Raw genomic sequence first — 23,661 nt, 5'->3', positions numbered from 1 at the left:
TCATGGTAAAAGTTGTAGTCGCAGGGGAAGCGGGAACAAGCGTCAAAGAATCGCAGGCTTGGCTTCGGATCAAAGAGGCAGAGATTGTAGGTGTGGCCGACAGCTTGTCTTCTTTGCGCGAAATCTTGCAGGGAACAAAAGTGGATATCGTGGATATTGGCTGGGTTGCGGACAGCGCTGACCCATGGGTGACGCTTGCGGCCCAGGCGGGAAAGCATATTTTATGCGCAGACGGTACTGCTCTAGGACGTGATGGAATCAGTTTGTGCGATCAGTATGATATCGTGCTGCAATTCGCCAATACACTGCGTTTTGCTCCGGAATACGAGCAAGCACAGGAGCAAATAAAGAATGGGGCAGTAGGCAAAGCAGGCGTCATTCGCTTGCGAAGAGGTGCTCCTCCATCATCCCGGAATGCCGACAAATGCATTTTTCAAGCGCTTGGAATAGGTGAATTCGACTGGCTGCGCTGGACGTTCGGCGAGGTTGAGCGAGTGATGGCGCGAGAGGTCAAGCACATAAATGAGTCAGGACAGATCGTCCATTATGCGTTAGTCATGCTTCGAATGGCAGGCGGGGCAATTGCGCATGTAGAGCTATCTTGGGCCGAGGAGACAGAACATGGTTCCTTTGAGCTTACCGGTGATCAAGGTATGATTGCCCATGATAGCCGGGAAAGCACCCCCATTCGCTGGAGTCGGGGAGAGCAGTTTCTTTCGACAACATTCCTACGGATGGATCTGATGCAGCGACAGCGGGAGCATTTCGTTCGCTGTGTACAGAAACAGGAAGTACCACGTCTGCATTCTCGAGATCTGCTCGCGGCTCTCGATATCGCTTCGGCGGCGAGAGAATCGGTCAGGACGGGACAACCTGTGAGTCTCATGCTTGGAGGTGGCGAAGGATGAAAGTAGGAATTATCAGCTTCGCCCATATGCATGCCCATAGCTACGCTACTTATTTGCAGAAGCACCCGGATGCGCAGCTGATAGCAGTCTGGGATGATGATTCTCGCCGTGGAGAGGAAGTGGCCACTGCCTACCAGCTTAATTTTTATCAAGATCTGCATGCCTTTTTGCAATCCGGTATCGACGCGGTCATTGTTTGCTCGGAAAATGCCAAGCACAAGGAGCACGTGATTGCGGCAGCGCGAGCGAAAAAGCACATTCTCTGCGAAAAACCAATTGCCACTGAGATTGCGGATGCACGCGAAATGATTCAGGTTTGCAAAGAGGAAGGTGTCATGCTTCAGGTTGCCTATCCTGTCCGATTTGCACCCGTGATGGAAAGTGTCAAGCAGATCGTTCAGTCGGGTGCTCTTGGAGACATTCTCGCCATCGATGGCACGAACCACGGACAAATGCCAGGTGGCTGGTTCATTGAAAAGGAGCTGTCTGGCGGTGGAGCAGCGACGGATCACATCGTCCATCTGATGGACCTCGTCCGCTGGATGCTCCAGGACGAAGTAAAAAGCGTCTACGCTGAGCTGGACACACGTTTTTACGAGTTGGAGGTAGAGGATTGTGGACTGGTTTTTGTGGAAATGGAGTCTGGCGTAATTGTTGGAATCGATCCGAGCTGGTCGAGGCCGAAGACGTTCCCGACGTGGGGAGATGTGATGATGCGGATTGTCGGCACCAAAGGCACGTTGGAAATCGATGTCTTCAAGCAACACGCGCTCTATTACAATGACCGCGATTCGAAGCTGCAAAATCTGCCTTGGGCTGTGGATATGGATGAACGGCTTATATCTGATTTTGTGCAAAATGTCATGGAAAGCCGACCTCCGTCTATTACAGGAGAGGATGGACTGCGGACGCTAGAAGTGGTGAAGGCAGCCTATGAATCTCATCGTCTGAAGCAAGCCGTGACTATCAACAAGGTGCATTTCTCATCATGATGAGCTGTAGCCTTTCTATACAAATAAATCAAACGAGGTGGAACGGATGAAAATTGGATTGAGCACTTACAGTCTACTGACAGCAATCCGAGCTGGGGAAATGGATGTACTGGATGTCGTGCAATGGATCGCGGATAACGGCGGTGAACACATGGAAATTGTGCCGTACGGTTTTACACTAGTTGATAACTACGAATTGGCAGACGCTGTTCGGGATAAGGCAAAAGCGGTAGGGATTGAGCTGTCCAACTACTCGATGCCGACCAACTTTATTCAACCAGACGAAGAAGCCTTCGAAGCAGAAGTCGCACGTGTAAAAACACATGTCGATCTGCTGCACCGCATGGGTATCAAGCATATGCGCCACGACGTGTCTGCTTTTACTGTTCCCGTAGAGGAGACGACGATCGAATACTTTGAAAAGCATTTGGCTGAGATGGTTGAGGGCAGCTGTCGAATCGCTGATTATGCCGCGCAATTCGGAATAACGACGACAATCGAGAATCACGGCTGGCTGGTGCAGGCAAGTGATCGTGTGCAGCGTGTCTTGCATGAGGTCAATCGCCCGAATTTCAAAACAACGCTCGATATCGGAAACTTCATGTGCGTGGACGAAGCTTCGCTGGTTGGTGTGCAAAAAAATCTGCCTTATGCTTCGCTCGTCCATTTTAAAGATTTCTACTTCCGTCCGTCCTACCATGACCCAGGCGCTGGCAAATGGTTCAAGACCGTGAATGGCAACTTCCTGCGTGGAGCGATAGTCGGACAAGGCGACATCAACATACGCGAAGTCGTCAAGCTGGTCAAGCAGTCCGGCTATGATGGCTATATCACGGTTGAGTTCGAAGGCATGGAGGAGTGTCGAGAAGGTTCCAAGATCGGGATGGACAACCTGCGACGTTTTTGGGACGAGGCGTAAAACGGTAGTGGAAAAACGGCATTTGGGGAGCCCCGAACTGCCGTTTTTTCTTTGGGCCAAAAAAATAAAACACCTCTCCCTTATGAGGAGAGGTGTTGAAGACATTAGAAGGATTGCGAAGTTTTAGGATTCGCACCGTATTGGTTGTCTCCTTGGCTGTCTTGGCACAAGAATACGATCAAAATAATAGCACCGATAAAAGGAATTAATCCAAGAAGGACCCACCAACCACTTCTTCCTGTATCGTGCAATCGGCGAACAGTTACGCCCAAACTAGGCAGTAATACTGCTAGTGAATAAATCATGCCCAAAACAGATGCTGTACCAATTAATGAGTCTACGAGAGCAATTACCAGAGATACGATGATGTTGAACAAAGTGAACATCCAATATTCTTGACGTCTAGCTCTTCCTGTAAAAGCGACGTATTTTTTCAATACGCTTGTATACCAATGCATGATAATTTCCCCCTTTCTTCTAAATTTTGACACACTTCGATATTTTATCACTAAACCAAGGGGATTAGAACCATATTCTGTTAAGTTTCCCTGATGCTATTGAATCAATTTTTGATAGGACAAAAGTAGTGGGTATTTATGAACGAGATGGAGGAAAAAGTAAGACCAAACGAGTTTTGGATGCTACTACAGGGGGAAATGACGCTTGGAACAAAAAACAGAACAAAACGTTACGCTGCATGGCTTCAACAATTTGACCAAGTCACTCAGCTTCAACATGTACGACATCTGCTACACCAAAACAAAAGCGGAACGGGAAGCGTATATCGAATACATAGATGAACAATACAATGCAGAGAGATTGACGAATATCCTAAAAAACGTGTCGGATATTATCGGCGCACATGTACTGAATGTCGCCCAACAAGATTATGTACCTCAAGGCGCGAGCGTCACTTTTCTTGTATCCGAGGGGCCGGTCGTAGAAGTCCCTAATGAATCTTATGAGGAATCTCCCGGGCCTTTACCTGAGAATGTAGTGCTACAGTTGGACAAGAGCCATATTACGGTTCATACGTACCCAGAGTACCATCCAACAGAGGGCATCAGTACATTCCGGGCTGATATCGACGTGTCGACTTGTGGCGAAATTTCTCCGCTCAAAGCACTCAATTATTTAATTCGTTCGTTTGATACAGACCTGATGACAATTGATTACAAGGTGCGGGGTTTTACCCGGGATATACATGGATACAAGCTGTTTATCGATCACGACATCAGTTCCATCCAAAATTATATTCCCGAGGAAATTAAGGACTTGTTCCACATGATTGATGTGAATGTGTACCAGGATAATATTTTCCATACCAAATGCAAACGCAGGGAATTTGATCTGAACAATTATTTGTTTGGATACACGAAGGATAGGCTGACACCGGAGGAGCAGGAGGATATTGCGAAGCAATTGCAAATAGAGATGGACGAGATTTACTATGGGAAAAATTTTGTGAATTAAGGAGGAAGCCTTCCTACTTGGGGAGGCTTCTTTCCACGTAGCTTTGTGTGCTTCCCTGAGCGTTCATTCAAAAGATTTAAATCGAAATACTTTCTACAGATTACCCAAGATGATGAAACAAAAGAATATCTCCTCCAAAAGACTTCCAGACATAACTACCAAAAAGGTCTAACCCCCGAAATAATCATCTGCTGTTCGAAAGACTTGTGGCATGGCTTCTCCCGACCTCAACAGTTGGAGGTGAACCTTTCACTTGCAGTAGGGTTAAGGTAGAATGCCCGAATTTCCTCCAGCGTTTTTCTAGCAGGTTGCACGAATTCGCGATCCCAATCTTCCGGAGGGGAATCCAGCGAAATCCCCTTTTCCTGTAAGGTTCGAAACAGCTCCTTATCCGCTTGTGTAGGGATCCACCACGTGTAGACGGGATTCGTTTTGCCATTGAGCAACGATTCGAACATAAATTTCACATAGCTAGCTGTAGAGAGTTCGCCGTAATTGACGTCGAATTCAGGCTCGGGAGCCGGATAGTCCTCTGGATAGCGGAACGGGCCAAAGTGAATGGAAATACCGAGAAAGCCGACGGGTGGAATGTTGTTTCCGTACCCGGGAAGGGAGAACGGCAGATCAGCTGCGAAGTGCAGACGAATCATGACAGAGTTGATGAATTGCCGTTCGAAGAAACTTTCTTTTTGCCAAATGCCGAGCTCTCGTGAAAGAGTATCCCAGTGAATAATGGACGTATTGTGCGCGAGCCAGAAGGCGGACGACATCTGTTCAAACGTTTTGTAAAACTCCTCGTCGTGATCATGGAACGGATCGAGAATGTCAAACAGGCTGAAGCACCCGTGTTTTCTTCTCCATTTTTGCGCGATGATCAGAAAATCAATCAATCGTTGGATCCGCAGCTCCGGGCTGCTCTCATTATTGGCAAACAGATACGTCGCTTCTATCAAATCAGCAGTGAAGTTGCCGTTAACAAAATCCCAGTAATTGATTTCGCCAGCTTCTACACGTTCTTCGTTAATCCGCTTCGTATCCGTTTCCCATCGCGCAAAGGTGGCGACATCAATGCCGAAATAAAGCTCAGGCAGGAGGTCGCTAAAAATATGGAAACGATAAGGGCTGGACTGCTGGAACCAAGTTTTGATGAAGTCCAGGCGAGAAGAGGGAGATATGACTGCGGCCCGCTCCACATAGTTCGCTTTGGCAACCGTTGACTCGAATTCCTCAACGGATGAGGCGATTGCCACGAAAGGGGCCGCTGAGGTCAAGAAGTCCACGCCGTCTTCATCGTTGTCGTATTGCACAATGATGTGCTGGAAGGTTGCCTCAGCCAAGGGAGATAAAACGAGCTGATTCCAACGGTGCGGGGTTGTATCGTCTATGGCGCCGATGACGACGACAGGTTTGTCCGGTTCCCCGCGAAAAGAAATAGAAGCCCCGTTTTGGACGACGATCTTGTTTTGGCAGCGTACGTTGATGGATGTACCTGCTTCAAAGCTGATGGAGGTCCCAGCAGCTATGATGGCATCCTCTGGTCCGATCATGTACGGACCATTTTCTGCGGAAAATTCCTCCGATTGATGGATGATTCCCGATAGGCGTTTGTACTTATCCACATGCAGTTGGTAGGTGTGCTGCGGGTCCGGATCAGGTCCAATCGTCAGCTGCACGTAGTAAAGGCCATCTTCCTCCGGAAAAAACGGAAGGATGATGGGGGCGTTCGGACTATATTCAGCTTCTGCAAGTTTTGTTCGATGGATGTCATAGATTCTGATGGTAGTCAAAGGATGCGTCAGGTTACTCATATGGATTTCAATAGCGTCTGTAGAAGCAAGAAAGAGCTTGTACATCTCCACCTTAGCTTCAAGGTTAGGAGAAGCTTTTCGGATGCGTTTGTCCGTTTCCAAAATCGATGTATACGAGCTGACGGTCATGTAAAACAGGCTCCTATCAAAATGGTGTAGGTATAATGGAATAGTCCACTAGTAATTGACGCCTGAATATGGAAAAAGTTTTGAGTTTTGCAGGGGCTTTTGGTCTAGGAAATAAGAAAAAGGATAGGGGTCAGATGAGTTCTGACGATCCTATCCTTTGTTTCTTCCATTATAGATGTTCTTATTTTCCACCAGCCTGCGTGAGCATTTCGATCATTTCTTTGTAGCCATGCTTCTTCGCATGTCCCAGAGGCGTCACACCATCGTGATCAGCGAGATTGACATTGGCATTGTGCTCGATCAGCAGCTTAACGATTTCCTGATGCTTCTTGCCACCATCGCCCAAAATCACTGCTTCCAAGAGAGCGGTCCAGCCCAATCTGTTGACATGATCAATGTTGACATCGGAGGTGGTGAGCAGTTCCTTGACGATCTCGACATGTCCACGATCAGCCGCAGGAATCAAGGCCGTTCCGCCAAAACGGTTCGTAATGGTAGTGTCGGCACCTGCTGCTATCGAGGCTTTTACGAATGCGAGCTGGCCTGCTGCGCTAGCGAAGAGCAAGGGATTGTCTAAGTTGTTGTCTCGGATGTTGACGTTGGCTCCGCGTTCAACCAACAAGTTGAAAACGTCTAGTTGACCGGAGTGGACCGCGATCATTGCAGAGGTCCGGCCCCTACTATCGGTGGCGTCAATATCCGCGCCTTCTGCAAGCAGCCTCTCAATCGCTGCTTTGTCTCCTTGACTGGTTGCTGTCAATAAGGCTTGATTCAGCTTATCCATTTCAACTTTCACCGCCCGGGTTGCTTGCTGCTCGCCACTCGTCAGGATGGTATTCCAATTCATTTCACACCCTGACAGAATAATGACGGCGGTCAAAAGACCTGCATACAGCACAGCGAGCCCACACCTTTCTTTTGATTTGGATACCTGCATCACACAAAAGAGGTAGTTCATAAAGTCAGTTTTTGAACACTTACAAAGACTACTCGACTGTCAGCTCGGCAGAAGATTTGCCAGCCCAATCGCCGACAGGTGTTACCGTGTATGTGGTACCTGCTTTCAGTTTACCATCTTGCTGGATGTCAAACACGCCTGTTGTACCTTTGCGGCTGGAATATTTGTACGTCGCCAGCAGTTTTTCTCCGTCTGCACTAGTGAGTTCTACGCTGCGTCCGGAGAACAGCTCGTCACCCGGGTCCTCTGTGAGGGAAACGGTGATAGAAGTTTCATTAACTGCTTTGGCTTCACTAATTTCGAGCGGAGCGATTTCTTTTGCGACGAAGGTTGGATTTGCGATATTCGCCCAGTCGGACGTAATGGTGTACGTAACGCCTGGAGTCAGGACTTGGCCTTCTGGGAGACGGAATTTAATTTCTTGCTTGCCGTCTGTTGATTGTGTGAAAGGCACGTACTTCGCTACGATTGGTTGTCCCCCTTCCGGTGTAATGATCACTTGTCTTGCTTGCATGGAAGAAATGATTTGATACGTTTTACCGTCTGCACTGTTGTTTTGATCCAGCACCAATGCATTTGCACCGCGCCCTCCACTGTAGGCAGAGATGACATATCCGTAATCAATGACACCATTTGCTCGCAGGGACTCGACTTCAAACGTGTCGTTTGTTACTTGTCGCACTTCTGTCATGTCGATCTTGGTTGCGTTACCTGCGAATGTGCCCGCCTTTTTCCCTTTGTATGTCAGGGTGTAGGTGGTTCCTGGCTTTTGAACCGAGGTCGGCACGATGTAGGTATTGGTAGAACCTGTTTTCAGACGTGGCATATTGGTCAGTGTCAGCCCATCGCTAAAGACAAAGTCTTCTTTTGCTTTGGCAAATGCTTCGTTTTCTGCTGTCAACGGAGCGTCGAAAGTCACAATCAATGTAATTTCGTTCAAGGATTGTACGCTCGTGATGGTTGCTTTATCAGAAGGGATTGCCTGGCGAGCCACATTCAACAGATAAGCGGCTTCACCGCGCGTAACGTTGCTGTCTGCGGAGAAGAAGCGTTCCGCCCAGTAGTTAACCGACTTCACATCACGTTTGAGCGCTTTTGCGACGATTTGCACGAATTCAGCATCTGTTACGGTTCCGCGTGGATCAAATTGGCCATCTTTTGCTTGCATGATATCGAGGGATACCAGATCAACCGCGTATTTATAGAACCAGTCATTTGCTTTCACATCCGTAAACGTTACGGATTTATCTGTTTTGCCGCCTTGCAAGCCAAAGGTGTGTGCGACCATTTTTGCCAGCTCGGCACGCGTAACTTGATTGTGAATGTTACTGCCTTGCATAACTTTCAGCTTGGAGAGTTCAGTAACGGCTTGTTGAATTTCTTGTGCATTCAGGGGAGTGGAAGCCGCTTGTACGTTTAATGCAGCGTAAGGAAGGGATGCTGTGCCCATAATAGTTGCGAGCATCATGATCGCGATTTTATTGGAAAACTTTTTCATCAGTTGGTCCTCCTTTAGATTGGTTGAATGGGTGTTGCTTGACTACTTGTAGAATAGTCGAGAGACCTAAACTGCCAAGAAACAAGAGATTAATAGAATCTAAAAAGGTTCTTAAAAAAAGATAAACTGACCTTTATTGAAAAAAAATCCTCCAGCTTTGACGTGGAGCGGAAAATCCGTCCTCGTTTTCACTGAAGGTTTTTGTAATAATCATGGTATTCGCGTTTACGCTTAGACAGTAAATCGGTAACCGGCACCCCAGACAGTCTCTATGTACTGCGGATTGGATGGATCGACTTCGATTTTTTCCCGCAGCTTGCGAATATGCACCGTAACGGTCGCGATATCTCCGCTGGAATCCATGCCCCAGATTCGTTCGAACAGCTCATTTTTATTAAAAACCCGATTCGGGTGAGTCGCTAGAAATTCAAGCAGATTGAATTCTCTTGTCGTGAAAATAACTTCCTGATTGCGTACATAGACTCTCCGCGATACTTTGTCGATGACGAGACCGCGAATGTGAATTTCTGCGTTCGTTGGTTGAGTTTGTCGGGCTGTCAAACGCTCGTATCTTGTCAGATGGGCTTTGGCTCTGGCTACTAATTCGCTGGGACTAAACGGCTTTGTAATATAGTCATCGGCACCGAGATTAAAGGCGCGGATTTTATCGATCTCTTCTTTTTTGGCGGAGACGATCAGGATTGGCACTTCCTTGACTTGTCTGATCTGGCTGCACAATTCGAAGCCGTCCATGCCCGGAAGCTGCAAATCAACGATGATCAAACTGTAGTCGCCATTGATGGCAAGCGGCAAGCCTTCGCTGCCGGAGTGGCATAAATCGACCTGAAAGCCGTTCAGTTCAAAATAATCCCGCTCCAGTTGAGCGATGGTCGTCTCATCTTCAATGATGAGGATGCGTGAAGACATGGGAATGTGCACCTCCTATTGTTTGTGGGTACGTTTTAACGTAAAGAACAGGCTGGTACCTACACCTTGCTTGCTCTCCACCCAGATTCTGCCGCCGTGACCCTCGACGATCTGGCGCGCGATGGACAGTCCGAGACCACTACCGCCCGTGGAAGAATTACGGGATTGCTCCACTCGATAAAATCGTTCGAACAGGTGAGGAATGGCTTCCTGCGGAATACCGGTGCCGTTGTCTTTTATTTCAATGGTGGCCCAATGAGGGTCTGCTTGAACCGAGACGCAGATGATTTTTTCAGGTTTATCCATGTATTTTTGTGAGTTGCCAAGGATGTTTAAGACGGTGCGCTTGATTTTTTCCAGATCGGCGATGACCAGGGTGCCTTCTGCTGCGCGTTGATTCCACTGAATCGTGATGCCCTTCTTTTCCAAATCGTAGTGCAGCTCGTCGATGCAGTCATCCAAAAACCGCACGATATCTACATGTTCAAATGTAAAGGGCACTTGCTTCAGATCGAGCTTGGAGTAGAGAAACAGCTCATCGACGAGCAAGTCGAGGTCTACTGCCTTGGAGTAAATGATATTGACGTACTTGTCCATTTTCTCCGGGGTATCAGCTACGCCATCACGGATTCCCTCGATGTAGCCTTTGATATTGGTAATCGGTGTCCGTAAATCATGCGAGATGTTGGAAATCAACTCTTTGCGGCTTTCTTCGTCCGCAAGGCGCAGTCGCACCGATTCCTGCAATCGTTTGCGCATGTTTTCGAAAGCTTCGTTCAGTTGTCCAATCTCGTCTTTCGTGTACAGATGGAGCTCAAAGTCCAGATTGCCTTCCTTGATGTTCTCAGCCGAATTGCGCAGTAAATCGAGCGGTTTTACGACGCTACGAGTAATCCAGCGGTACAACAGGACGTTTGCGATGACAATGACGCCGAGGAGGAGGAACACGAGCATCGGCAGCAGTTTGCGGATAACCTCACCAAATGGACTGCGTTCGCGGATCACAAAGACACTGCCTTTTGCGCCATCTGAAAACTTGAAGTCAAACTTGGCATACGCATAAAATCTTTCGCCGATGTTGAACGTGTTGCGAATCTGGTTGTTGTTCAAGTCATAGGGCGGCAAGCTGTTTTCTAGCTCGGGCTGATTGATGGTTGGAGAGGTAAAGACTTGATTGCTCTCTCTGCGGACATACAGGCCGGCCCGTACCGTTTTGAGCTTGAAATCGTAATCGGCAAGCAGCTCCTGATTTTGCAACTGATCCGGCTCATTCTTGGCGAGATATTTCAATTCAAGGAAAATATTCTCTTCTTGTTCTGTCAGCGGATTGAGCTGATAATGCACTTTATAAAAATCGCGAAAGCTGTTGAAATCGCCTGTCGCCGCAATCGTAAACAGGCTGGCGGCTACAAAAAACGTCAGCAAGCTGATGACTAGCATCCCTGTGTAAGAGAGCAGCAGCTTGATACGGATGGACATGGACTCACCTGCTTTCAATAGGGTGAAAATTTATACGCAAGATGACAAGTCCATTATATACAAGACGTCCAGTTGGTAAAGCAGATTTACTTGGAACTCTGTCAAAATCAGTTATACTAGCAAGTAAGAAAACGAGAGCTTTGTATGAATGGGAAGGACGGGGATATTCGTGAAAGTAGCCATTGCACAACTGACAGCGACGATGGATAAGACGCAAAATTTGCAAAAAGCAGCCGATTACATTGCCAAAGCAAAGGCAGCAGGGGCAGATTTTGTCATCTTGCCTGAAATGTACAGCACACCTGCCACGCCAAAGTCGGGAGTAACCCCAGCGGAGGTAGCGGAAAAGCTGGATGGTCCATTTGTGTCCGGCTTGGCAGAGCTCGCTTCGGAGCACGGAGTTTATGTGGTTTGTGGTGTGTTCGAATCCATCGAGGGTGATGAAAATCGTGCCTACAATACAACTGTTTTTCTAGGACGTGATGGACAGCTGCTGCATGCGTACCGCAAGACACATTTATACGATGCCTTTTCCTACACAGAATCGGACTTCATCGCGCCTGGGGATAATCCGTATCAAGTGGTGGAAACGGAATTCGGCAAAATCGGGCTGATGGTATGCTACGAGGTGCGCTTCCCGGAAATCGCGAGACAGTTTGCGCTCCAGGGTGCCGATATTTTGTTTGTGCCAGCAGGCTGGGTAGCGGGAGCGATGAAAGAGGATCACTGGGAGACGCTGGTTCGTGCGCGTGCCATTGAAAACACAATGTTCGTATGTGCGGCTGACCAGGTCGGAAATATTTTTGCCGGACGCAGCATGTTCGTCGATCCGATGGGTGTCGTGATAGCGAGTGCAGGGGAAGAAGAAACGTTATTGATCGCAGAACTGGATGTAAGTCGGATTGAGCGAGTACGGGGCAAATTGCCAAGCGTAGCCAACCGCCGAGCGGAACTGTATACCAATTAAATGCCTATGCACACTTTCTCTTTTGTTCAATATGATGGTAACAGATAATCAGTCATTATTTTGGCCCTTATGTAAGCGTCACCATCATGAGAGAGGGAGTGTGTACGAATGTTCTGGTTCGTATGGGCTGTCGTCGGTGTGGTCGTTTGGTGGGCAATGAGCTTGATCTGTACAGGAAAAGCGGCAGGATCAGGCTGGTGGGCTTCGCTCATTGCTGCTCTTTTGGGTAGCTGGCTGGGCGATTTGGTACTGGGTGATTGGCTGTGGATGTGGGCCGGCTTCAACGTCATTGCCGGAGCCATTGGTGCGGTCGTCATCACTTGGTTGTGGTGTTTGGTGGTGAAGCAATTAAAATAAGCGAAACAATTTCGTATTACTAACGAACCAGGGATCGTCCAAATGGGCGGTTCCTGGTTTTTTATGCGGAGCTGTAGTGGAGAGCAGAATATTTCCAGTCTAGGCTCCAGGCTCCGTCCTGCTGAGGGTTAAGACTGCCCGCTCCGAATGGATTCGCGGGGAAACGCAAAAGTGGTAGCCGCTCCGTAGCGAGAGCACGTTGCGTTTCTTTTGCCCGCGAATCCCTTCTCCGCTCGGTAGGACTCCACAAGTCGCTACGTCTGGAAATATTCTTCTCTGACGTAACGAGAGTGCATTCTTCCATCTTTTAAAGCATTAAAAACGATAGCTCGCAGAGGAAACAGGGGAAATAAGCGAAGATCTTAGGGACGCTGACCGAGACGCAATGCAAAAAGCGAAACACGCTTTTAAACGTCCACCTCTGAAATAACTTCGAGAAAGAGACCACTTTGGACGCGGTTTCGCTTTTTGCATGGAGTCGTGCAGTCAATCCGCAGGGGGTGGCCCTAGAATCTGAGCGTTTTCTTCTGTTTCCTCCCCACCACTGCAGCCGGACATTATGTACCTCTGTAAGACAGTTTGGAATAATATAAAAACAATTCTTACTTGACCAGTAGGGATTGTTGGTAATATAACTATATCTATACCGAATACAATAATGAGAGGTACATAAAACGAAAGGGAGGGGAATATATGTCGACGTTATTGATCATCGTAAACATTGTTTTATTGCTCTTATTCATTGCTGGATTGTATGCCATGCAAAAGAAGCATATTTCTTTTTCCAAGCGGGTATTTGTCGGTCTCGGACTCGGGATTTTATTTGGACTCATTTTGCAATACGTATACGGAGCCAAATCGGATGTACTCAAATCCACTATCGAATGGTACAACATAGTAGGGAAAGGCTATGTGAAACTGCTTCAAATGATCGTAATGCCACTAGTATTCATCTCTATTTTATCGGCTTTCACCAAAATGAAACTAACCAATAACATTGGGAAAATCAGTACGCTGATTATCGGACTTTTGGTAGGGACGACTGCTGTCGCGGCTGCGATCGGGATTTCGGCTACCTTGGCATTTAATCTCGACGGGGCACAATTCCAGCAAGGGGATGCGGAATCTGCTCGGATCGAACAGGTGGAGCAGCGCTTGGGTGATATCGAGAACTTGAGCATGCCGGCGAAAATCCTGGAACTGCTTCCAGCCAATCCTTTCCTCGACCTGACTGGAGACCGGGCGACTTCTACAATTGCTGTTGTGATTTTCTCCGCGATTATCGGTGTAGCATATTTAGGGGTAAAGCGCAAAAATCCGGAGCAAGCTGAATTGTTTGCGAAAATCGTCGATGCATTCCATACGATCACTATGCGTATCGTGACATTGATCTTGCGCCTGACGCCATATGGTGTACTGGCAATCATGATCAGAGTCGCAGCTACCAGCGATTACAATGCCATCTGGCAGCTGGGCAAGTTCGTTGTCGCATCGTATGTGGCGCTGATCATCATGTTTATCGTTCATTTGCTGCTGTTGACGTTTGCGGGATTGAATCCAATCACCTATGTGAAAAAAGCATTCCCTGTCCTGACGTTCGCCTTCACTTCGCGTACGAGCGCGGGCGCGTTGCCACTGAATGTAAAAACGCAGCAAAGCATGGGGGTTCCTGAGGGAATTGCCAACTTCGCAGGCTCCTTTGGACTCTCCATCGGACAAAACGGCTGCGCCGGTACGTATCCAGCCATGTTGGCTGTCATGGTAGCACCTGTCGCAGGAATTGATCCGTTGACACCATCGTTCATCCTGACACTGATCGCAGTTGTGGCACTCAGCTCCTTCGGGGTTGCAGGCGTAGGTGGCGGGGCGACCTTTGCAGCACTGCTCGTCTTGTCCACGATGAATTTGCCAATTGCCATTGTCGGTCTGCTCATCTCCGTTGAGCCGTTGATTGACATGGGCCGCACAGCACTAAACGTAAGCGGCAGCATGACGTCCGGTCTCTTGACGAGCAGAGTGACAAAAGAGCTGGATACCAATGCTTACCACGGAACCGACCAAAAAACGCTGACTGTGTAATTGTAATAAAACAGGCTGTACCGTCTCTTGCGACAGGTACAGCCTGTTTTGTTTTGATTTATGTGGTTTCAAGAAACTAACTCGTGTATACAAAGGCTACGGAGAGGAAGAGAAAAACGGAGCGACTGGAGGCCTTGGCGGGCCTACCCAGTCGGAACGGAAAAAAGTGGTACACGCTTTTCGACCAACCTCTTCGCTGAGAAGCTTCCGCCCATCGGGTGGCTTTTGGTCGACGTACCGCTTTTTGGAGTGGAGACGGACATCTCCGCTTCCTTGTTGGCGTGCCACGAACGGAGGAAGCCCGTTTTTCTCTTCCCCACCACTATGTTCGCACAAACCAAAGATGTTTTCATTCCCTACGGATTAACCGAGGTGTACTTAAAGTAAGCGCCGCCCAGCGGGAAGATGATGAAATCCTTCACCTTGTCGTTTTTCACATAAGGGCTTCCACGGAAGTTGATTGGAGCCAGCGGCATTTCTTCCATAAGAATCGTCTCAGCTTCGAGCAGAATTTTTTTGCGCGCGTCCAGATCAGGCTCGTTGTAACTCTTATCGATCAGCTCTTTAAACTTGGCATTTTCCCAATCCGGGTGGTTGTTTCCGCCCGTTTTATCACGGAACATCTCCAGGAAGTTGATCGGGTCATTGAAGTCTGCGCCCCATTGGAAGCGGATCATGTCAAAGTTCGCTTGCGATCTCATGTCCCGGTACACCTTCAGCTCCGCCGTGTACAGCTTCACGTTGACACCGAGTGCCTTTTTCCACTGATCTTGCAGGGCTTCTGCCAGTTTTTTGTTGGTATCATTTGTGTCAAAGGTGTAGGTAACAGTCGGGAAGGTCGAGAGTCCGAGCTCCTTCATACCTTCTTCCAGTAATGCTTTTGCTTTCGCCTGATCTTCTTTAAAGTAGCCGTCTGGCTTTAATCCCATGGAAGTCGGTACCCAACCATAGGCGGCTGGAACACCCGTCTGCAAAATATTGTCGATGATTTCCTGACGGTTGATGGCATACGCGAAGGCTTGGCGAATTTTTTTGTTATTGAAAGGTGGTTTGTTTGTATTAAAAACAACGGATTGCGTGCCCGGATTATCCGCGACCATCAGCTTGCCAGCATCTTTGAGTGTAGGGATTGCGTCGGTCGGAAGAGTTGAGGCAGGATAGCCGCCCCAGTCGATGTCGCCATTTTCGAACATCGAGAACGCTGTATTGTTGTCCTCGATCATAGCGATTTCAATCCGGTCGAGCTTGACGTTGTCTTTGTCCCAGTAGTTCGGGTTTTTCGTAAAGACGATTCTGCTTTTGTGCTCCCACGTGTCCATGATGAAGGGACCATTTCCCACGATGGTTTTCGCTTCATTCGCCCATTTCGGGTTTCCTTCCAGCGTTTTTTGATGCAACGGGAAGAGGGTCGGGAAGAAGGTTAGTTCACGGAAAAACGGAGTCGGGGCCTTTAGGTTAAATTCGACGGTGTAGTCATCTACAGCTTTGACGCCTACATCCTCTGCTTTGCCTTTCCCCGTATTGTACTCCTCTCCTCCTTTAATGTAGTAAAGCTGATAGGCGTACTCGGACGCTGTTTTCGGATCGAGATTGCGCTTGATCGCATAGACGAAATCATGGGCGGTGACAGGATCTCCGTTGCTCCATTTGGCGTCCTTGCGAATTTTGAAGGTGTAGTTCATGTAATCCGGCGAGTTGGTGAAGCTCTCAGCCGTAGCATTGACGAGTTGTCCATTCAGGTCATAGCTGGTCAAACCCTCAAAGGCAGCGTAAATCATGTCAAACGAATCCGCGTCGACGGCGATCCCAGGGTCCATCGAAGGAGGCTCGCTGTTAATGCTCCATTTTAACACCATCGGCTCTGTTTTTGTCGCTTCTGCAGGTGTAGTGGAGCCAGTGGGTTCAGCAGGTGCGGAAGAGTTCGAGCACCCCGCTAGTACCCCGAAAAGCAAGGTAAGACAGGTTGCAATTGCCAGTCCCTTTTTCATAAATACCCCCCTTAAAATGATAGAAAACGTATATTCAGAATATTTGCTGAGGGTTTCGATAGCAAAGAAATTTTTTTAGTTTCTCGATAAAAAATATTTACTTAGATTATTGATTGATAGGAATACTGATAGGGAGTTAATTGATTTTTCTTAAAAATTTACTCGTTTTTAAATTTATGGTATATTTTGGTAGATATTAATGATAGGAGAGGTGGGAATCACTATGTTCAAGAAAATGGTTTTTTCAGCATTAAGTGTAGCCGTATTTTCTGCAGTGCTAACGTCTCCGATTCAAGCCGCAAACACATCAACTAGTGTTGGCGAGCAGAAAGAACAATCTTTCGTTTCTGCCAGATGGAGCTCAGATGAGGAATGGATTCGAAAATCTGCTCCTGTCCCGGCAGGTTGGGTCGTCATCCGTGAAGATCTAGGCTCCAAGCTCATTAAAAATACAGCAGGTGCTCCCTATGGTGAGGAATTACGAGTTAGCAAATATTCTCCCGTTCCAGCGGGATGGGTAGTTTTAAGAGATGAAGTAGCTGGTCGAGTGATCAAATATGTAATAGGAGCATCTTATCGTACGGAGTTCAATGTGACCAAGTTCTCCCCCATTCCAACTGGATGGGTTGTATCGCGAGAAAATTATGATAGCAAGACCATCATGAATGTCGTTGGAGCTCCTTATGGAACCGTATTATTAGTAAGCAAATATTCACCTGTTCCGCCAGGATGGGTTTACGAGGGACAAGTGGCTGCTGGCATGTACATTAAAAACTTGAATCGCTAGTAGTCCTATTCAAATAAAGTTCGAACTGATGGTTAAGGGGTATATTGCCATCAGTTCTTTTTTTCGTTCAGTAACGCATTTGGCATTCGATGGACAAAGAGAAGCGTACATGATATGAATGAGGAAAAGGTGTCGATCAAGAACAGGTAGGAGATAACGCCCTTATGTATAGAATCGGTGTTGTAGGACCGCTTCCTTCGGTGGAGCGGATACTGGCGGTCGCCAATGAATTTGAGCATGAAATCGAATTTGTCCCCTTTCGTTATGAAGACGTACGTGAAGTGAGCAAAATCGTCCGGGAGCATCATCCAGAGTTAAACGGATGGTTTTTCTCAGGGCCGGTTCCGTTTACCATCGCCAAAAACGTGCTCACCCCGGATGCCAATATCGTCTATTGCCCGCCGAACGGTTCGAATTTGTATCGCTGCTTCATTCAGATGTCGATTGACCAAAATACAGCCGTGAACCGTGTTTCCATCGATATGATTGAGTCGGAGGGGACACATTTGCGAGAGTCGATGTCGGAGCTGGACATACCGGACGAGGAGATTTACGTTACTACGTACGACGAGCATTTTGACCTCGATGCGATCACGCAGTTTCATATATCGCTGTGGCGTGAAGGCAAGACACAAGGAGCATTCACTACGTTTTCTGTGGTTGAACATGCGCTGCGCGAGGAAGGTATTCCTGTCTATCGTGTCCTGATGACGAAAATGGAGATTCGTCAGGCGATGAAAATCGTCATTGAAAAGGTGAAAAGCTCCTATTTCAAGGACACACAAATCGGGGTAGAAATCATTGAGCTGGAACAGTTTGACAAAATTCCTGAGCGGGCCAGCACGCGCTTTTACTTGCAGCATCTGGAGCTGAAGATCAGACAAATTTTGCTTGCGCTCTGCGATCGGCTGGACGGCTCCCTGTTGGCAAATGGCAACGGACGCTACCAGATTTTCAGTTCGCGTGGTGCGATACAACGAGAAATTGAAATGCTCCGACAAACAGTGGAACAGCTCTCTTTGGAGGCAGAGGTTCCGGTTGCAGTAGGTGTGGGCTTTGGGGATACAGCTTTTTCTGCGGAAAACAATGCGCGAAAAGCAATCCAGCATGCAAAAGAACGACCGGGGGCGGGCATTGTCGTCGTACAGGATAATGGCGTCATGATGGAATCGGTGGGAGAAACAGAGGAGCTCGCCTATTCGTTCCGCTCCAGTGATCGCGAGTTGTTGGAGAAGCTAAACCGGGCCAATGTAAGTGTCAAATCGTATCACAAGCTGCGTGCGCTGGTTCAGCGTATGGGCTGGAAGTCGTTTTCGACGACGGATATCGCTTCGCAACTGTCGATGACGGTACGAAATGCCCAGCGGATCATGGGCAGCTTGTGCGAAGTGGATTTGGCCGAGTTCAGCGGGGAAGAGCAGCAGGCTGTGCGTGGGCGTCCGAAGAAGCTTTATCAGTTAAAGAAATGAAAGCACCCGACGAGAGGTTTCGGGTGTTTTTTCATGTCATGGGGCTGCAGTGGAGAGAAGAACATTTCCAGACTAGGCTCCAGGCTCCGTTCTGCTGGGGGGTTATGACTGTCCGCTCCGAAGGGATTCGCGGGGAAACGCAAAAGTGGTAGCCGCTACGTCGTATGGGCACGGTTGCGTTTCTTTTGCCCGCGAATCCCTTCTCCGCTCGGTAGGACTCCACAAGTCGCTACGTCTGGAAATATTCTTCTCTGTCGTAACTGATGATATTTCTTCATTCATATAAATCTTTAAAAGCTCGTTTAAACATGGAAAGCTCGTAGAGGAAACAGGAGAAATAAGCGAAGAGCTTAGGGACACCGACCGAGACGCAATGCCAAAAGCGAAACACGCTCTTAAGCGTCCACCTCTGAAACACATCCTGATTGGACCACTTTGGACGCGGTTTCGCTTTTTGCATGGAGTCGGGCAGTCAATCCCCCAGCGGGTGGCCCTAGAATCTGAGCGTTTTCTCCTGTTTCCTCCCCTCCACAACAACGAGACGAAATTTTTCTATTTTTCAATAAGTCTAACAACTCCTATTGAAAAAAGAACGAGCCAACTATATAATTCAATTAAGCGAAATTGTCTTTTAATATTCGTATATTGTAAGGGTTTACATTCGCCAGTCTTCTCATATTTCTACAGCTTGCCTATCGGACCTGGGCATGGAAAAAGACATGCTCCAGAGTTAACAGGAGGAATTGAACGATGTTGGATCTGGTTTCGTTGCGAAGAGATTTTCATAGACATCCAGAGGTGGGGTTTACGGAGTTCCGTACCGCTTCCAAGGTAGTAGAGATTTTGACGTCCCTCGGCTATGAGGTCATATACGGACAAGAAGCAATCGATGGAGATTCCCGTCGGGGCTTGCCCTCCGAGGCGGTTCTCCAGGAAACGTATGAAAGAGCTTTGCGTGACGGTGCAAACCCGGCGATCGCTGAAAAAATGCGCGGTGGCTATACAGCAGTGATCGGTGTAAAGAAAGGGAAGGCACCTGGACCAACGGTTGCTTTCCGTTTTGACATGGATGCACTGCCTGTATTGGAAAGTAGGGAGCAAGACCATTTTCCACAAGCGAATGGCTTCCGCTCCCACTATGAAGGCAACATGCATGCCTGCGCTCACGACGGTCATACCACGATTGGCTTGGGACTGGCAGAAGCGCTTGCAGCAGGAGATTTTTCCGGTACACTCAAACTGATCTTTCAACCAGCCGAAGAAGGTGTTCGCGGTGCATACGCAATCGTGGAGAAAGGTCATTTGGACGATGTTGATTATATTTTCTGCAACCATTTGGGTGTCAATGTACCGCTGGGTGAGGTACACGGCGGTTCCTATGGATTTTTGGCTACCACGAAAATGATGGCGCATTTCTACGGTGTTTCTTCTCATGCTGGTGCGTCGCCAGAGCAAGGGAAAAATGCATTGCTCGGAGCGGCTACTGCCCTGTTGAACATTCATGCGATTCCCCGCTTCAGCACGGGTGATACGAGAATCAATGTGGGTGTTTTAGAAGGCGGAACAGCAGCGAACATCATTCCGGCCTATGCCAAGATGGTTGTAGAGACTCGCTCCATTACCGAAGAAGTAAATGAAGAAGTAGAAAACCGTGTACGCAACATCATCGCGCATAGTGCCGCTATGCATGAGCTCGATTACAAGATCGAAGTCGTCGGGGGAGCAATCCCGATCAGCTACGATGTGGAGATGGCAGAACTGGCACTGGAAGAAGCACGGCAAGTAGAAGGCTTCCATTCCTTTAAGCACGGCGAGTACAACTCGATGGGCAGTGAAGATGCCAGCTTTATGATTAAACGCGTTCAGGATCGTGGCGGAAAAGGAACGTATATGGCAATCGGTACGGATATCCCGGCGCCTCACCACCATCCGAAGTTCGATATACAAGAAGAGATTTTGCCACGCAGCGTAGCGCTTTTGAACCGAATTGCCAGACGATTGCTGACGTAAAAAACGTTCCTACCTGAGCGAAAAAGCATGTGGACAACGAGGTCAGAGGAGGATGTTTGCGAATGCATACCGAGCGAATTGCAGTAATGATTGAGAAAAAACGAGATGCCTTCATCAAGGTGAGCGACCAGATTTGGGACTTTGCGGAGACGCGTTTTGAAGAGTACCAATCGGCTGAACTGCTGGCTCAAACACTCGAAGGAGAGGGTTTCAAGGTTGAACGCGGTGTAGGTGGGATCAAAACAGCTTTCATCGGAAGCTTTGGCAGCGGTAATCCCGTCGTGGCGATCTTGGGCGAGTTCGATGCACTGTCGGGCATGAGCCAGAAAAAAGGTCAAACTACGGAAGAGCCTCTCGTAGCGGGGGCAAACGGCCATGGCTGCGGACATAACTTGCTCGGTACCGCTTCTCTTGCGGCAGCCGTTGCCGTGAAAGAGTACATGGAAGAGAACAACATGACAGGGACAGTTCGTTATTACGGCTGCCCAGGTGAAGAAGGCGGCTCCGGGAAAGCGTTCATGGCGCGAGCAGGATTGTTTGACGACGTGGACTTCGCACTTTGCTGGCACCCAATGGGGTATAACAGTATCATGTCCATCGATTCACTTGCGAACTATCAAATTTACTTCAAGTTTAGAGGAAAAAGCGCCCATGCGGCAGCAAGTCCACATCTCGGTCGAAGCGCATTGGATGCGGTGGAATTGATGAACGTCGGCGTGAACTACTTGCGCGAGCACATCATCCCGGAAGCGCGTGTGCATTATGCCATCACGAACGCCGGCGGCTTGTCGCCAAATGTGGTTCAACCAAAAGCAGAGGTACTGTACCTCATACGTGCGCCAAAGGTTGATCAAGTACAGGAGATTTACGAACGCGTATGCAAAATTGCCCAAGGCGCTGCGCTCATGACCGAAACAAAGGTAGAGATCGTATTCGACAAAGCGTGCTCAAATCTGGTGCAAAACAAGCTGCTCGAAGAGGTCATGTACAAAAACTTCAAGGAGCTTGGCGTCCCTGTGCATGATGAAGCGGAACTGCAATTGGCAAAAGAAATGCGTGCGACGCTGTCCAAGCAGGAACTCGCTACTTCGGAAAAACAGTCACCGGACATGCCTGCACCAGACATGGTGACATGGCTCAATCCATACGACGGATCAAAAATCCCGCTGAACGGCTCCACAGATGTAGGGGATGTGAGCTGGATTACGCCAACTGCGCAATGCACAACTGCGTGCTATATAAACGGCTCCACCCTGCACTCCTGGCAATGGGTGTCCCTCGGGGCGACATCCATGGCACATAAAGGGATGCTGCATGCGGGGAAAGTCATGGCTTCCACAGCTATTGACATGCTGAAAAACCCAGAGCTGATTGAACAGGCAAAAGCTGAGCTGAAACAGCGTCTGGGCGGTCAAACGTATGAGTGCCCGATTCCAGAGGGTGTTATGCCTTCTGTAAAAAAATAAGAGACACACGGAAATAACACACCGACGACTTCCGAGCGATCAGAGGTCGTCTTTTTTGTTCAAGAGCAAGGACTTCATGTAAAATAGCCAAAAGGAGCTGCGAAAATCAGATGAAAGCCCTGCTCATGTTGTCTTACGCCTCACTGCAATCAATCGATGATGTACTGCCTTTTTATACCCATCTGTTTCACGGCAAAGTTCCTTCGTCGGATACGTTGAAGGCTGCCAAGACACGCTTTCAATCAATTGGCGTTGCAGATCCGCTTGGCTCGGTAACAGCTCGGCAAGCGCTGGCCTTGGAGCGGCGGTTGAATCAAACTGAAGGCGGCGAGCGAATCAAAGTCTATCAAGCTACGAAGCATACGTCTCCTTTTGTGCACGAGACGGTTCAACAAATGGTCGCAGACGGTGTTACTGAGTTGTACGCGTTTCCGACGTCCCCCTTGTATTCGAGAACGGGAACAGCAGCCTATTATCAAAGTGTCCGAAAAGCGCTCGAAGCTAGCGGTGCAAACATTCCGGTTGTGGAAATCAATCATTGGCACCGCTATCCGGGGATTGCAGAAGCGATCAGTCTTCGTCTACGAACGGCACTGCAATGGCTCTCCGTGGAGAACCGTTCCGAAGCGACTGTGTTGTTTACAGCCCACAGTCAACCGGGGGTGCCAGAAGTGAACAACGAGTTCATCCAAGCTTTTAAAGAATTGGCTGAAGAGGTCGCCATGCGAGCTGATTGCAAGAAGTGGCAACTCGCTTACCGAAGCGCAGGCCCGGCCCCGCAGAAATGGTTAGGACCGGATGTGCATGCAATGATTGAAAAAGTGCCCGAGTCAGGCGGCAAGGCAGTCGTTGTCTGTGACTTGCTGTCTTTGACCGAAAATGTAGAGGCGATTTTCGATTGCAGAATCCATTGCCGGGTGAAAGCAGAAGCTTGCGGGCTGGAGTTTGTCTCCACTGAATTTCTGAATGATTCGGCTGACTATATGGACGCTCTCGTGGAGATGATTCGTGAGAGAATGGAGCGGTCCGAAGAGAGGAAGAGTTGATATTCTTTCTCTTCTTTAATAGTTGTAGCGTGAAAATCTATTGACGGAGAAAATAAAGTTGGAGACTCGTGGGGCATCCCTTTGCTATTAAGACGGGCTTCCAGTCTCTGTTTTATCTGTAGTCAGACGGAGGCATCTCCTGCTTCTCTTATGATGTAGCCTTCTTCTATAACTAATTACCAAATATTGCATTTGATCAAACGAACCGCTCATGTTATATTAAAAATCCGCCTTCCAAAAAGAGCGGAACAAAATGAAACACACCAATTATTACCTGTTGATTTTAAGTAATGATACATGGTATATTGTGAATCTAGCGCTTTTGAAGTGCTAGTGAAAATGCTCTTTGAAAACTGAACAGCGAAAGCGTTAATGAGTCTATCATTAAATGATTTGCCAGC

Annotated in this window: 20 protein-coding genes; 12 read left to right on the top strand and 8 right to left on the bottom strand. The window is 48.2% G+C overall.

What is annotated here, in order from left to right:
* The first annotated feature begins 2 nt into the window (after positions 1-2).
* The 3 genes from KB186_RS15595 to KB186_RS15585 are packed head-to-tail and all read left to right on the top strand — an operon-like array spanning position 3 to position 2,819.
* A complete protein-coding gene (locus KB186_RS15595) occupies positions 3-908 on the top strand; it encodes a Gfo/Idh/MocA family protein (RefSeq protein WP_232773941.1) in 906 nt (301 codons plus the stop codon).
* Entirely contained in the window at positions 905-1,900 is a 996-nt protein-coding gene (locus KB186_RS15590; RefSeq protein ID WP_221866878.1) for a Gfo/Idh/MocA family protein, read from the top strand. The genes KB186_RS15595 and KB186_RS15590 overlap by 4 nt, the downstream gene beginning before the upstream one ends.
* Before the next feature lie 46 nt (positions 1,901-1,946).
* On the top strand, positions 1,947-2,819 hold the full coding sequence (locus tag KB186_RS15585; protein WP_221866879.1) for a sugar phosphate isomerase/epimerase family protein: 873 nt from the start codon (positions 1,947-1,949) through the stop codon (positions 2,817-2,819).
* Between the two features lie 104 nt (positions 2,820-2,923).
* Here KB186_RS15585 and KB186_RS15580 read toward each other — a convergent pair whose 3' ends face one another.
* Positions 2,924-3,277 (bottom strand): DUF805 domain-containing protein, encoded by a 354-nt coding sequence (locus KB186_RS15580; RefSeq protein ID WP_173610518.1) that lies wholly within the window; start codon positions 3,275-3,277, stop codon positions 2,924-2,926.
* A 205-nt stretch (positions 3,278-3,482) separates the two neighbouring features.
* Between KB186_RS15580 and speD the strand changes: the two genes are divergently transcribed.
* On the top strand, positions 3,483-4,292 hold the full coding sequence (gene speD, locus KB186_RS15575; RefSeq protein WP_173610517.1) for an adenosylmethionine decarboxylase: 810 nt from the start codon (positions 3,483-3,485) through the stop codon (positions 4,290-4,292).
* Positions 4,293-4,519: 227 nt separating this feature from the next.
* Here the strand turns inward: speD and KB186_RS15570 are convergent, their stop codons facing one another.
* From KB186_RS15570 to KB186_RS15550, 5 genes are all read right to left on the bottom strand, one after another.
* Positions 4,520-6,229: a hypothetical protein gene (locus KB186_RS15570; protein ID WP_221866880.1), complete on the bottom strand. Its 1,710-nt coding sequence runs from the start codon at positions 6,227-6,229 to the stop codon at positions 4,520-4,522.
* Between the two features lie 181 nt (positions 6,230-6,410).
* A complete protein-coding gene (locus KB186_RS15565; RefSeq protein WP_221866901.1) occupies positions 6,411-7,076 on the bottom strand; it encodes an ankyrin repeat domain-containing protein in 666 nt (221 codons plus the stop codon).
* 139 nt (positions 7,077-7,215) lie between these two features.
* Positions 7,216-8,685 carry an S-layer homology domain-containing protein gene (locus KB186_RS15560; protein ID WP_232773940.1) on the bottom strand — a complete coding sequence of 490 codons (1,470 nt, stop codon included), beginning with the start codon at positions 8,683-8,685 and terminating at the stop codon, positions 7,216-7,218.
* Positions 8,686-8,916: 231 nt separating this feature from the next.
* The gene (locus KB186_RS15555; protein ID WP_173610514.1) at positions 8,917-9,612 is read right to left on the bottom strand and encodes a response regulator transcription factor; all 696 of its coding nucleotides are present in this window, start codon (positions 9,610-9,612) and stop codon (positions 8,917-8,919) included.
* Positions 9,613-9,627: 15 nt separating this feature from the next.
* Positions 9,628-11,091, bottom strand: a complete 1,464-nt coding sequence (locus KB186_RS15550) for a sensor histidine kinase (protein ID WP_232773939.1) — start codon at positions 11,089-11,091, stop codon at positions 9,628-9,630.
* Positions 11,092-11,260: 169 nt separating this feature from the next.
* Here KB186_RS15550 and KB186_RS15545 point away from each other — a divergent pair, with 169 nt between their 5' ends.
* The 3 genes from KB186_RS15545 (at position 11,261) to KB186_RS15535 (ending at position 14,494) form a co-directional block, all read left to right on the top strand.
* Positions 11,261-12,058, top strand: a complete 798-nt coding sequence (locus tag KB186_RS15545; protein WP_232773938.1) for a carbon-nitrogen hydrolase family protein — start codon at positions 11,261-11,263, stop codon at positions 12,056-12,058.
* Positions 12,059-12,166: 108 nt separating this feature from the next.
* Positions 12,167-12,415, top strand: a complete 249-nt coding sequence (locus KB186_RS15540; protein ID WP_056490663.1) for a hypothetical protein — start codon at positions 12,167-12,169, stop codon at positions 12,413-12,415.
* 693 nt (positions 12,416-13,108) lie between these two features.
* Positions 13,109-14,494, top strand: coding sequence for an L-cystine transporter (locus KB186_RS15535; protein ID WP_232773937.1), 1,386 nt, complete (start codon positions 13,109-13,111; stop codon positions 14,492-14,494).
* 356 nt (positions 14,495-14,850) lie between these two features.
* On the opposite strand, the gene KB186_RS15530 is transcribed toward KB186_RS15535, so the two are convergent.
* Positions 14,851-16,482: a peptide ABC transporter substrate-binding protein gene (locus KB186_RS15530; protein ID WP_173610510.1), complete on the bottom strand. Its 1,632-nt coding sequence runs from the start codon at positions 16,480-16,482 to the stop codon at positions 14,851-14,853.
* 223 nt (positions 16,483-16,705) lie between these two features.
* On the opposite strand from KB186_RS15530, the gene KB186_RS15525 reads away from it, so the two are divergent.
* The 5 genes from KB186_RS15525 (at position 16,706) to hemH (ending at position 23,260) form a co-directional block, all read left to right on the top strand.
* Positions 16,706-17,269 carry a hypothetical protein gene (locus KB186_RS15525; protein WP_232773936.1) on the top strand — a complete coding sequence of 188 codons (564 nt, stop codon included), beginning with the start codon at positions 16,706-16,708 and terminating at the stop codon, positions 17,267-17,269.
* Positions 17,270-17,433: 164 nt separating this feature from the next.
* A complete protein-coding gene (locus tag KB186_RS15520) occupies positions 17,434-18,738 on the top strand; it encodes a hypothetical protein (RefSeq protein WP_232773935.1) in 1,305 nt (434 codons plus the stop codon).
* A 750-nt stretch (positions 18,739-19,488) separates the two neighbouring features.
* Positions 19,489-20,748 (top strand): amidohydrolase, encoded by a 1,260-nt coding sequence (locus KB186_RS15515; protein ID WP_232773934.1) that lies wholly within the window; start codon positions 19,489-19,491, stop codon positions 20,746-20,748.
* A 62-nt stretch (positions 20,749-20,810) separates the two neighbouring features.
* A complete protein-coding gene (locus tag KB186_RS15510; RefSeq protein WP_221866887.1) occupies positions 20,811-22,214 on the top strand; it encodes a M20 family metallopeptidase in 1,404 nt (467 codons plus the stop codon).
* A 110-nt stretch (positions 22,215-22,324) separates the two neighbouring features.
* Positions 22,325-23,260, top strand: coding sequence for a ferrochelatase (gene hemH / locus KB186_RS15505; RefSeq protein ID WP_221866888.1), 936 nt, complete (start codon positions 22,325-22,327; stop codon positions 23,258-23,260).
* 209 nt (positions 23,261-23,469) lie between these two features.
* Here the strand turns inward: hemH and KB186_RS15500 are convergent.
* Positions 23,470-23,661 (bottom strand): hypothetical protein (locus KB186_RS15500; RefSeq protein WP_232773933.1); only part of this gene is annotated, 192 nt, incomplete at its 5' end.

It is taken from the genome of Brevibacillus sp. AF8 (assembly GCF_021270385.1).
GTDB lineage: Bacteria > Bacillota > Bacilli > Brevibacillales > Brevibacillaceae > Brevibacillus.
This window is presented reverse-complemented; position numbering and strand designations above follow the sequence as displayed.

Bases quoted from the DNA above. Each gene is read 5' to 3' on its own strand.
- KB186_RS15595 (WP_232773941.1), top strand. From the start codon at position 3: ATGGTAAAAGTTGTAGTCGCAGGGGAAGCGGGAACAAGCGTCAAAGAA.
- KB186_RS15590 (WP_221866878.1), top strand. From the start codon at position 905: ATGAAAGTAGGAATTATCAGCTTCGCCCATATGCATGCCCATAGCTAC.
- KB186_RS15585 (WP_221866879.1), top strand. From the start codon at position 1,947: ATGAAAATTGGATTGAGCACTTACAGTCTACTGACAGCAATCCGAGCT.
- KB186_RS15580 (WP_173610518.1), bottom strand. From the start codon at position 3,277: ATGCATTGGTATACAAGCGTATTGAAAAAATACGTCGCTTTTACAGGA.
- KB186_RS15570 (WP_221866880.1), bottom strand. From the start codon at position 6,229: ATGACCGTCAGCTCGTATACATCGATTTTGGAAACGGACAAACGCATC.
- KB186_RS15565 (WP_221866901.1), bottom strand. From the start codon at position 7,076: ATGAATTGGAATACCATCCTGACGAGTGGCGAGCAGCAAGCAACCCGG.
- KB186_RS15560 (WP_232773940.1), bottom strand. From the start codon at position 8,685: ATGAAAAAGTTTTCCAATAAAATCGCGATCATGATGCTCGCAACTATT.
- KB186_RS15555 (WP_173610514.1), bottom strand. From the start codon at position 9,612: ATGTCTTCACGCATCCTCATCATTGAAGATGAGACGACCATCGCTCAA.
- KB186_RS15550 (WP_232773939.1), bottom strand. From the start codon at position 11,091: ATGTCCATCCGTATCAAGCTGCTGCTCTCTTACACAGGGATGCTAGTC.
- KB186_RS15540 (WP_056490663.1), top strand. From the start codon at position 12,167: ATGTTCTGGTTCGTATGGGCTGTCGTCGGTGTGGTCGTTTGGTGGGCA.
- KB186_RS15535 (WP_232773937.1), top strand. From the start codon at position 13,109: ATGTCGACGTTATTGATCATCGTAAACATTGTTTTATTGCTCTTATTC.
- KB186_RS15530 (WP_173610510.1), bottom strand. From the start codon at position 16,482: ATGAAAAAGGGACTGGCAATTGCAACCTGTCTTACCTTGCTTTTCGGG.
- KB186_RS15525 (WP_232773936.1), top strand. From the start codon at position 16,706: ATGTTCAAGAAAATGGTTTTTTCAGCATTAAGTGTAGCCGTATTTTCT.
- KB186_RS15520 (WP_232773935.1), top strand. From the start codon at position 17,434: ATGTATAGAATCGGTGTTGTAGGACCGCTTCCTTCGGTGGAGCGGATA.
- KB186_RS15515 (WP_232773934.1), top strand. From the start codon at position 19,489: ATGTTGGATCTGGTTTCGTTGCGAAGAGATTTTCATAGACATCCAGAG.
- KB186_RS15510 (WP_221866887.1), top strand. From the start codon at position 20,811: ATGCATACCGAGCGAATTGCAGTAATGATTGAGAAAAAACGAGATGCC.
- hemH (WP_221866888.1), top strand. From the start codon at position 22,325: ATGAAAGCCCTGCTCATGTTGTCTTACGCCTCACTGCAATCAATCGAT.